The sequence below is a fragment of the Rhizobacter sp. genome, assembly GCF_031412075.1.
Classification (GTDB): Bacteria; Pseudomonadota; Gammaproteobacteria; order Burkholderiales; family Burkholderiaceae_C; genus Rhizobacter.
Genome location: NZ_JANOCG010000574.1, coordinates 1 through 10,732, shown reverse-complemented (window position 1 = coordinate 10,732; position 10,732 = coordinate 1). Strand labels below are relative to the sequence as shown.

Genomic DNA, 10,732 nt, shown 5'->3' with positions numbered 1-10,732 from the left:
CGCCCCTCCTGGGCAGACTTTCGGGTGGTGAATTGCTGCGAAGTAGCGACATGTCGTCGGTGCAACGCAGTGCTTTTTCAACTTGATCAAGGAGAAATGTAATGGCAACTGCAAAGAAAACCGCGGCAAAGAAGGCTCCGGCCAAGAAGGTCGCTGCTAAGAAGGCGACCGCCAAGAAGGTCGTAGCGAAGAAGAAGCCGGCGGCCAAGAAGGCTGCTCCGAAGAAGGCTGCTGCCAAGAAGGCCGCACCGAAGAAGGTTGCTGCTAAGAAGGCCGCACCGAAGAAGGCTGCTGCCAAGAAGGCCGCACCGAAGAAGGCTGCTGCTAAGAAGGCTGCGCCCAAGAAGGCCGCTGCCAAGAAGGCTGCGCCCAAGAAGGCTGCTGCCAAGAAGAAGCCTGCTGCGAAAAAGGCGGCGGCCAAGAAGCCTGCTGCCAAGAAAGCCGCGAAGAAGCCTGCTGCCAAGAAGCCGGCTGCCAAGAAGGCGGCCCCCGCACCTGCTGCCCCTGCTGCGAAGCCCGCAGCAGCCCCGGCTGCAAAGACTGCGCTCAGCCCTGCTGCTGCGTGGCCGTTCCCGACGGGCGCCAAGCCCTGAGAGAGCGAGCGGTAAGTACGAAACCCGGCGTCGGCCGGGTTTTTTTATGGTCGATGACGACCCCTCGGCCGGTGGATACACCGGCCGATCCCCCGAGGGGATGGCGGGCCGGCTTGCGAGCGGCCCGGCGCTCGGCCCGCCTCCGCTTCGTTTACCACATCACACGGCGCTCAGCGCTTTACAGGCCCAGTACGCTGCGGTCGATGACGTGGTTCTGCCCACCCCGGCTGGCGATCTTCAGCGCGCCGATGCGGTTGCCCAGCGTCACACAACGCTCCAGATCCCAGCCGCGCTCCAGGCCGTAAAGCAGCGCGCCACGGAAGGCATCGCCACAGCCCGTGGGGTCGAGCACTTGTTCGGCGGCCACACCAGGCACCAGGGTGCGCCGGCCTTGTTGCCACAGCTCGCAGCCCTGGGCGCCCAGGGTGACGATCACACCGCGCAGGTGTGACTTCGACAAACTCTCCAGCGTCTTGCCGGTGCGTTCGCACAGCATGCGACCTTCATAGTCGTTGACAGCGACCCAGGTGGCCTGGCTCACGAACTTGTTCAACTCATCGCCGTTGAACATCGGCAGGCCCTGGCCCGGGTCGAAGACGAACGGGATCTTGGCGGCGGCGAACTGCTCGGCGTGCTGCAGCATCGCGTCGCGGCCATCGGGGGCGACGATGCCCACGCGGATGTCGCTGCGGTTCGCCGGCACGGCGGTCAGGTGGGCCGACTGCATCGCGCCCGGGTGGAACGCGGTGATCTGGTTGTTGTCGGTGTCGGTGATGATGATCGCTTGCGCGGTGTAGGTGTCGGACTCGACACGCACGAACTCGGTGCTCGCGCCCCAGGTCTTCAGGCGCGCGAGATAGTCCTGCCCATCTGAGCCCACGGCGGCCATCACCAGCGGCTCGCCCCCCAGTTGGCGCAAGGTGTAGGCGATGTTGCCGGCGCAGCCACCAAACTCGCGGCGCAGCGTGGGCACAAGGAAGGACACGTTGAGGATGTGCACCTGCTCCGGCAGGATCTGCTCGGCAAACCGGCCTGGGAAGGTGGTGATGGTGTCAAACGCGAGTGAACCGCAGATCAGGGCCGACATGAAACGCTCCAGAAGGTGACGGGGATCGCGGCGAGCCGCAAACGAGATTCAGGGGTAAAAGATTTCGACCGTGTAGCTGCTGATGCGCCGCGGGTCGGTGGACGACAGCAGCAGTTGCATGCTGGACTCGCTCTCTGGCGCGAGCACGCTCGACGCCACACGGAAGTCGCTCGGCGACAGCGCCCGGCGGGCCACCAGCTGCCCACTGAGGTCGGTGAGGCGCAGGTCGATCCAGGGCATGGTCAGCGGCAACGCGCCCCGATTGCGCAGCACCACCGCCAGCCGGTAGCTGCTGCCGCCACCGGGGGCCGGTGACAGTCCGCTGCTTTCGACCGTGACGTCATCGATGCGCCGGGGGGCGGCGATCTGGCAACCCAGCAACTCACAGCCTTTGGCGAGCCAGGGGCGGGTGGTCGGCCACTGCGCCGCCGAGAGGTCACGGAAGTGATATGCGCTCTGGCCCAGCAGCGCGCCGATCAGCACCAGGCTGAGCAAGGACAACATGACGCGCATCGCCGGGCTGCGCCAGCGTTCGCGGTGTTTGGCTTGTTGAACGAAGCCGGGGCCGCGCCGAGCGGCCTCTTGTTTGGCGCGCGCTTCCTTGACCGAAGAACGGGCGATGCCTGTGCCTTTGCTGCCCGCAGATTTGGGTTTGCCGTCGGCCAACAACGCGGTGTTGAACTGCGCGTCGGCGAAGTCGACACGGTCACGTGCCCTGATGGCCTGAGCCGGCGTTTGCTCGACGTCGGCCTGCTCGGGCTGGAAGAAGCGCGAGTGGATGCGGTCGCCGTCGCTCAGCTGGAACACGTCGTCGTCATCGTCCGGCGGCTCGGGTTGTTGCTGGGCCTCGAACGCGGCGGAGACGGAGGCGGCGAGTGGCGTCGGCGGGGCGATCGGCGGCTTCCAGTTGGGAGGCGCGTCGCGCTCCAGGTCGAACAGGCCTTCGATCGCGTTGAAAACCTCGTTGCAGCGACCGCAACGCACCCAGCCTTCAGACACCTTGAGCTGGTCTTGAACGACTCGAAAGACGGTACCGCATGAAGTGCAACGAGTGGCCAAGCTCATGGCGAAATCATGCCATGCCGATTCATGCGGGGCGACGCGCGGTCATGAGAATCCAACCGTCTTCGCTGTCGCTCACGCCCAACTCGCACCACGGTGCGTAGGCCTGCGTCAGCTCGTCGGCCTGGCGTTCGAGGATGCCGGCCAGCACCAGCGAGCCGCCGGCACTCACGTGGCCACACAGCAGCGGTGCCAGCAGCTTGAGCGGCGTCGCCAGGATGTTGGCCAGCACGAGCTCGTATTGACCTTGCGCGGCATCGGGCAAACCCGCCTTCAGATGCACGCGGTTGGCCTGGGCGTTCGCCAGCGTGGACTCCACCGCGGCCGGGTCGATGTCGACCGCGTCGATGTGTTGCGCGCCGTGCAGCGCCGCGCCGATGGCGAGGATGCCGGAGCCACAACCGTAGTCGAGCACCCGCGGCCACGTTTGAGCATGTTGCGCCGTCCAGCGCAGGCACATGCGCGTGGTCGGGTGGGTACCGGTGCCAAACGCCAGCCCCGGGTCGAGGCGGATCACCTGCTGAGCTTCGGCCGGCGGTTGGTGCCAGGTCGGCACGATCCAGAACGTGGGCGTGATGGCCACCGGCGCGAACTGCGACTGGGTCACACGCACCCAGTCTTCATCAGGCACGGTCTGAAGTGACTGCAGGTGAATGCCTTGCGCCCAGTCTTGCGCCAATAACAAGGTGGCCGCTTCGGTGGCGGTTTCTTCCCTGTTGAACAATGCCTTCAAGATCGACCGCTGCCAGCCACCGCGCGGTGCCGGCATGCCGGGTTCGCCGAACAGCGCACGCTCGGAGGCGGTGTCGGCATCGGCGTCTTCGACCGACACCGACAGCGCCTCCAGTTCGTCCATCAAGGCATCGGAGACCGACTCGACCAGGTCTTCCGGCACCAGCAGCAGCAGCTCGACCATCTCAGCGCTTGTGTTCGCTCATCCAGCCTTCCAAGTAGTGGATGCTGGTGCTGCCTTCGATGAACTTGGCATCGGCCATCAGCTCGCGGTGCAGCGGGATGTTGGTCAAGATGCCTTCGACCACCGTCTCCGACAGGGCGATGCGCATGCGGGCCAGGGCCTGGTCGCGGGTGTCGCCGTGGGTGATGATCTTGCCGATCATCGAGTCGTAGTTGGGTGGCACGAAGTAGTTGGTGTACACGTGCGAGTCGACGCGCACGCCGGGGCCGCCCGGTGGGTGCCACATGGTGATGCGGCCCGGTGAGGGCGTGAACTTGTACGGGTCTTCGGCGTTGATGCGGCACTCGACCGCGTGGCCACGCATCTCGATCTGGCGTTGCGTGAACGGCAGCTTTTCGCCGGCGGCCACGCGGATCTGCATCTGCACGATGTCGATGCCGGTCACCAGCTCGGTCACCGGGTGCTCCACCTGCACACGCGTGTTCATCTCGATGAAGAAGAACTCGCCGTTTTCGTACAAGAACTCGAAGGTGCCGGCACCGCGGTAGCCGATCTTGCGGCAGGCCGCCGCGCAACGGTCGCCGATGCGCTCGATCACCCGGCGCGGGATGCCCGGCGCCGGCGCTTCTTCGATGATCTTCTGGTGGCGGCGCTGCATGGAGCAATCGCGCTCGCCCAGCCAGACGGCATTCTTGTGCTCGTCCGCCAGCACCTGGATCTCGATGTGGCGCGGGTTCTCGAGAAACTTCTCCATGTACACGGCCGGGTTGCCGAAAGCCGCACCGGCTTCGGCGCGTGTGGTCTGCACCGCATGCAGCAAGGCCGCTTCGGTGTGCACCACCCGCATGCCGCGGCCGCCGCCGCCGCCCGAGGCCTTGATGATCACCGGGTAGCCGACCGCGCGGCCCTGCTTGATGATCTCTTTGGGGTCGTCGGGAAGTGCGCCTTCAGAGCCGGGCACGCAAGGCACGCCCGACTTGATCATGGCCTGCTTGGCCGAGACCTTGTCGCCCATGATGCGAATGGATTCTGGCGTCGGGCCGATGAAGGTGAAACCGCTTTGCTCCACCCGCTCGGCGAAGTCGGCGTTTTCAGACAGGAAGCCGTAGCCGGGGTGGATGGCCTCGGCGTCGGTCACTTCGGCCGTCGAGATGATGGCCGGCATGTTGAGGTAGCTCTGCGCGGAAGCGGCCGGGCCGATGCACACGGCTTCGTCGGCCAGCTTCACGTACTTGGCGTCGCGGTCTGCTTCGGAGTAGACGACGACCGACTTCACGCCCATCTCGCGGCACGCACGCTGGATTCGAAGGGCGATCTCCCCTCGGTTGGCAATCAATATCTTCTTGAACATGCCCCGCCTTATTCGATGATGAACAAGGGCTGCCCGAACTCGACGGCCTGGCCGTTTTCGCAGAACACCTTGGTCACGGTGCCCGACTTGTCGGCCTCGATCTCATTCATGATCTTCATCGCTTCGATGATGCAGATCGGCTCGCCTTCCTTGATGGTGGAGCCCACCGACACGAAGGGTTTGGCACCCGGGCTGGCCGCGCCGTAGAAGGTGCCGACCATGGGCGACTTGACGGTGTGGCCAGCGGCAACCACGGGTGCGGCTTCGGCCGCGGGGGCGGCAGCGGCCACAGGCGCCGCCGGGGCGGCGGCCAAGGGTGCGGCTTGCTGATAGGCCACCGGTGCAGCGGTCACGGCGTGCGGGTCGGCCTTGACGATGCGAACCTTGCCGTCCGCTTCGGTGATCTCCAGCTCGGAGATGTTGGATTCGGACACCAGGTCGATCAGTGTCTTGAGTTTGCGCAGGTCCATGTGTTCTCCAACTCCTGTCGTTTTAATGTGCAGCGGGGGTCGCCAGCGAGGGCGAGCCGCGGAGGATCAAGCCGACCGCGCAGGCCGGCTTTGCGGGCCGCGCCTGAGCACGTGCCCCAGGGCGAGGCGGTAGCCCTCGGCGCCCAGCCCGACGATCACGCCTTCGGCGAGATCTGAAAAGTAGGAATGGTGGCGAAACGCTTCACGGCGGTGAACGTTCGACAAGTGCACTTCGATGAAGGGGATGGCCACCCCGGCCAGCGCATCACGCAGGCCCACGCTGGTATGCGTCAAAGCGGCCGGATTGATGATGATGAAGGCCGTGCCGTCGAGCCGCGCGGCTTGCACCCGGTCGATCAAGGCGCCTTCATGGTTGCTTTGGAAGCTCGCCAGCGTGGCGCCGGCATCGGCTGCGATCTTCTCGAGTTCGGCATTGATCTGATCCAAAGTCACCGACCCATACACCTCGGGCTCGCGGGTGCCGAGCAGGTTGAGATTGGGGCCGTGAAGGACGAGGATCTGCATGAGCTCTGAGCCGCTTCAAAAGCGAAGGCTGAACTTTACGCGTTTTGAGTGCCGTTCAACGCACAAAGCCAAATTATTGACCTTTCGGTACCTTAGCCCAGTTTGGCGACCCAGTCGCTCAGCTCTTGCTCGGTCACGATGCCGAGTTTGCGAAAAACCGCTGCACCCCGGCGGTCGAAGATCACGCTGAAAGGCAAGCCGCCGCCGGGGTTGCCGAGAGAGCGGGCCAAATCGACTCCGTTGAAGCCGGCCAGGCCGATCGGGAAACCCACGGGCAGCTTGGCCAGGAACTCGCGCACCGGCGTCGGCCCGTCAACCGCCAGGCCAACCACCCGCCAGCCCTTGGCCTGGTGTTGGCGATAAAAGCGGTCGAGCAGCGGCATCTCTTTGACGCAGGGTGCGCACCAGGTCGCCCAAAAATTGAGCACCAGCGGTTGGCCGAGCAAGGGCGCCATGGCCAGCTCGCCGCCGCCGGGCTGGTCGAAGCGCTGCGCCCAGAGAGCGAGCTCGGCCTCATTCAGCCGGCCGCTCTGGCCTTGCCACCAGGCCCAACCAGCACCACCCGCTGCGGCGGTCAGGGCCACACCACCGGTGGCGAGCATCTGGCGGCGGTTCAAGCGGCGCTTTCCATCAGGCGTCGCAGGGCCGCCAGGTCGCCGCGTTCGGTGTTGCCGCGGGCATCGGGTTTCAGCGCGCCACGCAGGTCGTCGTGGTCGAGGATGCTCAGGTGAACTGTCACCACCTCGCCCAGCTCGGGGCTGGGGCTGCTGACACTCAGCACGTCGATGGTCTCGCCGCGCGGGCCGCCGACGCTGCCCACGTCGTAGTCAATACGTTTGTCGATCAGGGCCAGCTCGGCTTCTTTGGAGTCGTCACAGAACAACTGCAGATGCACGCTGTTCAGGCGGGTGGCGGTGCCGCGCCAGACCGCGCCGGTGAGGTGGGGGCGAAAGGCCTGCAGCCGCTCCATCCAGACCAGGGCCACTTTGCGCATGGCCAGCAGCTCGCCCGGCTGGGTGTCGGCGCAGAAGAGTTGCAGGTAGCTGCGCACCTCGTCTTCGACTTCGTCGTTGCCGGGCAGGTCGACCGAGCGCATGCCGCCTTTGCCCAGCAGCTTGGCGGCGCGGCGCTTGGCCGGGCCGTACTCCATGCCTTCTTCGACGATCAACCGGGCGGCGGCGCTGGCCAACTCGGCGCTGAGGTAGGAACTCATGCGGGTGATTCTAGAAACCGGAGAGCGCCGATCAGGGCAATTCCACGCCGCCCATGCGGGCAGCCACGGTCGAGGCGCGGCTGAGCACGTAGGGCGACGACGGCCGCTTCTCGAAGCGCTTGGGAGCCGGCAGCATCACCGCCAGCCGGGCCGCGGCGAAGCTGCCCAGCTGCTGGGCGCTGACATGAAAGTAGTGCCGCGCGGCAGCTTCGGCGCCGAACAGGCCTTCGCCCCACTCGACGTTGTTCAAATAGATCTCGAGGATGCGCCGCTTGCTCAACACCGCCTCCAACATGAAGGTGATGACAAACTCCTGGCCCTTGCGCGCCAGGCTGCGCTCACCGGCGAGGAACAGATTTTTGGCCAACTGCTGGGTGATGGTGGAGCCGCCGACGATCTTGGGCTCTTTGAGTTTGGGCGCCTGCGGGCGGGGGGCTCGGGTGGCTTGGCGTTGCTGGCGCTCGTTGAGCTTTTCGACCTGAGCCTCGGCGCGCTGGTTCTTTTCCCAGGCTTTTTCGAGCGCGTCCCATTCCACGCCGCTGTGTTCGGCAAAACCGGCGTCTTCAGAAGCGATGACGGCGCGCTTGAGGTGGTCGGAGATCTGTGCGTCGGCGACCCACTGCTGGCTCCACAACAAACGGTGTTGCTCGCCCACGATGCGGCGGATCTCGGAGCGTTGGAAGGTGGTGGACTGCGGGTCGACCACCACCATCAGCGTCACCCGCGCCAGGAAGTAGAGCTGCAGCGCCAGCGCCGAGAGCACGATCAGGCTCAGCAGACGCACGCTGTGGCGCAGGAAAGTTCTCATTCGGCGGCGAGCCGGGAGCGCAGCGCGGCCAGCACGGGAGTGGTGTCGGGGCGAACACCGCGCCAAAGGAAGAAGGCCTCGGCCGCTTGTTCGACCAGCATGCCCAGACCGTCGCGCGCCTGGGCGCCGTGCTGTGTGGCCCAGTTCAGGAAGCCGGCGGCAGCGGGGCCATACATCATGTCCAGCGCGAGACCACCGGGGCGCAACACCGAAGCCGCGACCGGGATCGCCGCGCCTTGCAGGCTGGTGGCGCTGGCGTTGATGACCACGTCGAATGCGGTGCCGCAGTCGGCCAACGGGCGGGCGACGAGAGGGGTGCGGTACTTGTGGGCGAGGGCGGCGTGCCGCTCGACCAAGGCCTGCGCCTTGTCGAGGCTGCGGTTGGCGATGACCAGCTCAGCCGGGCCGCCATCGATCAAGGGGCCGAGCGCACCCGCTGCCGCGCCCCCGGCGCCGATCAGCAGCACACGCTGGCCGCGCAAGATGACGCCAGCGTTGCGCTCGATGTCTCGCACGAGGCCGATGCCATCGGTGTTGTCGGCCAGCCAGCCGTCGGCGTCGAAGCGCAGCACGTTGGCGGCTTGCGCCAGCGCGGCCCGTTCGCTGTGGTGCGCGGCAAGTGCAAACGCATCGAACTTGAACGGCACGGTGACGTTGCAGCCACGACCGCCGTGGTCGGCAAAAGCTCGAATGCTGTGGGCGAACCCGTCCATCGGGCACAACAGGCGGTCGTAGCTCATGGCCTGCCCGGTGGCGGCCGCGAACTGCGCGTGGATGTAAGGCGACTGGCTGTGTTCGACCGGGTTGCCGGCGACGACGTAACGGTCCATAGAGGGTCTTATTTTCCGGTCGTCGAGGTGACCGAGGTTTCGAAACCTTCCTCGCGGGAGAAACGAAAGCGTGTCGGGATCACCAGCTGGTCGGCCTGCTTCTTCATCGCCGCCGAGAAGGGGCCGAAGGGCGCGGCAGCCTGCACGATGGAGATGGCGCGTTTGTCGAGCAGCTTCGACTGCGAAGCCTGCACCACCTCGGTTTCGACGATGCGCCCGGCCGAGTCGACGGTGATGATCATCACCAGCTCGCCATACAGTTTCTTGCCCTGGTATTCGGGAAAGTTGCGCGTGCCACGCTCTTCGATCTTGCGGCGCAGCTGGTCGTAATAGATGGCGTAAACCTCTTCGCGTGTGGCCGGGCTGATGTAGCGCTTCTTGGGCCGCGCGTTTTCTTCGTTGATGCGTTTTTCGATCTCGGCCAGCAGCTGAAGCAGTTGCTTGCGGCGCTCTTCTTGCGAGCGGTCTTGCGGGCGGCCCTGGTCACGCTTCGGGTCGGGCTGCGGCAGCGTGGCCAGCTCGCGTCGCACCTGGGCCAGCAGCTGCTGTTGCGTTTCTTGCAGCTGCTCGATCTGTTTGCGCGCGTCTTCGGCCGACTCGCCGAGTTCGGTGAGTGCCGACGAAGGAAGCGGCGAGGTGGCGCGGCCACGGTCGACGTCACCGCCACCGGCCAGGTTGCGCTGCGCAATCGCCTGTGCCTTGGTCGGCGCTTCGGTCGAGCGCGAGTTGACGAGGATCACCTCGAGCGGCGTGTCCTGGAAGGCGCGGGTGAAACCCTCGGGGTCGATCGCCGGCCAGGCCAGCAGGGCGGCGTGCACCACGACCGAGGTGCTCAGAGCAATCTGCAGGGCGGAAAATTTCTTCAGCATGAGCAGGGTTCAGGCAGCGGGGGCCGATGCTACCGCGGGCTCCTCGCTGGCATCGCCACTCATGTCGATCGCGAGCGTCAGGGGGCCGGCGCTGGCTTCGTCGATTTCGGCGTCTTCGACCACCGCGTCGTCGGCCTGGGTGCTCGGGTCATCGAGGCGCTGCAACACGCTGGCGTGCACGTCGAGCGTCAACAGGTCGGTGCCGGTGATGCGCACGCGCACCCGTGCGCCGCGCGGTAGCCGCTCGGCGCCGATGGCATGGAACACCAGCGGCAGCTCGTCGCTGCGCACCAGGCCTTCTTTCATCACGGCAGCGTCGAGCTCTTGCAGGCCGTGCTGCGCCAGGTACTGAAGCGTCCAGTAGCGTTCGATGCCCTGCTGGAAGCCGTTGTAGGCGCCATAGGCCTCGTCGAAGCTGGAGATGATGGAAAACAGCGCCGCATCTTTCGGCTTGAACGGTGCGGCCAGCGCAGCGGTGCGGCCGTGGCGGGCGCAGGCAATGATCTGCCACTGGTTCACCAGGTCGACGTAGCGGCGCAGCGGCGAGGTGGCCCAGGTGTATTGCGCCACGCCCATGCCGGCGTGCGGCGCGGCCTTGGTGCCCATGCGCACCTTCACGCCCGGCGCCATGCTGGCCTGGCTGCGGTAGATGCCGGGCACACCCAGCTCGTGCAGCCAGCCGCCCCAGGTGCTGTTGGCGAGGATCATGGCCTCGGCCACGATCAGATCAAGCGGCGAGCCGCGGGTGCGGGTGCTGATCAGCACCCTCTCGTCGCCCACCGGCTCGGCGCCTTGGTTGCCATCGAGGCGGAAGTTGTAGTCGGGCCGGTTGAACATCTCCGGCTTGCCACGCACCACCTCACGCCCGACCTTCAGGTGGCGAGCCAGGCGGAAGGTGAAGGCGAGTTCGCTCGCAAAGGCATACGTGGCCGGTGCCTCACCGGTGAGCGTGGCCTCGGTGATCACGCTGTCTAATTGGTCGTGGCGCAAGTTGGCGGCGATGGGCAC

Annotated in this window: 13 protein-coding genes; 1 reads left to right on the top strand and 12 read right to left on the bottom strand. The window is 66.0% G+C overall.

Annotated elements, in window-relative coordinates; translation table 11 throughout:
- The first annotated feature begins 101 nt into the window (after nucleotides 1–101).
- Nucleotides 102–593, top strand: coding sequence for a histone H1-like DNA-binding protein (locus RMO40_RS21275; protein ID WP_309725582.1), 492 nt, complete (start codon nucleotides 102–104; stop codon nucleotides 591–593).
- Nucleotides 594–771: 178 nt separating this feature from the next.
- On the opposite strand, the gene RMO40_RS21270 is transcribed toward RMO40_RS21275, so the two are convergent.
- The 12 genes from RMO40_RS21270 to RMO40_RS21215 all read right to left on the bottom strand — a co-directional run.
- Nucleotides 772–1,680 (bottom strand): PfkB family carbohydrate kinase, encoded by a 909-nt coding sequence (locus tag RMO40_RS21270; protein ID WP_309725580.1) that lies wholly within the window; start codon nucleotides 1,678–1,680, stop codon nucleotides 772–774.
- 48 nt (nucleotides 1,681–1,728) lie between these two features.
- The gene (locus RMO40_RS21265) at nucleotides 1,729–2,745 is read right to left on the bottom strand and encodes a DUF3426 domain-containing protein (protein WP_309725579.1); all 1,017 of its coding nucleotides are present in this window, start codon (nucleotides 2,743–2,745) and stop codon (nucleotides 1,729–1,731) included.
- Between the two features lie 22 nt (nucleotides 2,746–2,767).
- Nucleotides 2,768–3,658, bottom strand: a complete 891-nt coding sequence (gene prmA / locus RMO40_RS21260; RefSeq protein ID WP_309725577.1) for a 50S ribosomal protein L11 methyltransferase — start codon at nucleotides 3,656–3,658, stop codon at nucleotides 2,768–2,770.
- A gap of 1 nt (nucleotide 3,659) precedes the next feature.
- Nucleotides 3,660–5,009: an acetyl-CoA carboxylase biotin carboxylase subunit gene (gene accC / locus RMO40_RS21255; RefSeq protein ID WP_309725575.1), complete on the bottom strand. Its 1,350-nt coding sequence runs from the start codon at nucleotides 5,007–5,009 to the stop codon at nucleotides 3,660–3,662.
- An 8-nt stretch (nucleotides 5,010–5,017) separates the two neighbouring features.
- On the bottom strand, nucleotides 5,018–5,479 hold the full coding sequence (gene accB, locus RMO40_RS21250) for an acetyl-CoA carboxylase biotin carboxyl carrier protein (protein WP_309725572.1): 462 nt from the start codon (nucleotides 5,477–5,479) through the stop codon (nucleotides 5,018–5,020).
- 66 nt (nucleotides 5,480–5,545) lie between these two features.
- Entirely contained in the window at nucleotides 5,546–6,004 is a 459-nt protein-coding gene (gene aroQ / locus RMO40_RS21245; protein ID WP_309725570.1) for a type II 3-dehydroquinate dehydratase, read from the bottom strand.
- A 92-nt stretch (nucleotides 6,005–6,096) separates the two neighbouring features.
- Nucleotides 6,097–6,621, bottom strand: coding sequence for a redoxin domain-containing protein (locus RMO40_RS21240; RefSeq protein ID WP_309725568.1), 525 nt, complete (start codon nucleotides 6,619–6,621; stop codon nucleotides 6,097–6,099).
- Nucleotides 6,618–7,217 (bottom strand): hypothetical protein, encoded by a 600-nt coding sequence (locus RMO40_RS21235; protein ID WP_309725566.1) that lies wholly within the window; start codon nucleotides 7,215–7,217, stop codon nucleotides 6,618–6,620. Before RMO40_RS21235 ends, RMO40_RS21240 begins: the two co-directional genes overlap by 4 nt.
- 31 nt (nucleotides 7,218–7,248) lie before the next feature.
- Nucleotides 7,249–8,025 carry a transglycosylase domain-containing protein gene (locus RMO40_RS21230; RefSeq protein WP_309725564.1) on the bottom strand — a complete coding sequence of 259 codons (777 nt, stop codon included), beginning with the start codon at nucleotides 8,023–8,025 and terminating at the stop codon, nucleotides 7,249–7,251.
- Complete coding sequence (aroE, locus tag RMO40_RS21225) at nucleotides 8,022–8,855, bottom strand: shikimate dehydrogenase (protein WP_309725561.1); 834 nt, start codon at nucleotides 8,853–8,855, stop codon at nucleotides 8,022–8,024. The genes RMO40_RS21230 and aroE overlap by 4 nt, the downstream gene beginning before the upstream one ends.
- A gap of 8 nt (nucleotides 8,856–8,863) precedes the next feature.
- Nucleotides 8,864–9,724, bottom strand: a complete 861-nt coding sequence (locus RMO40_RS21220) for a TonB family protein (RefSeq protein WP_309725559.1) — start codon at nucleotides 9,722–9,724, stop codon at nucleotides 8,864–8,866.
- 9 nt (nucleotides 9,725–9,733) lie between these two features.
- The coding region (locus RMO40_RS21215) for an RNB domain-containing ribonuclease (protein WP_309725557.1) at nucleotides 9,734–10,732 on the bottom strand (999 nt) is incomplete at its 5' end.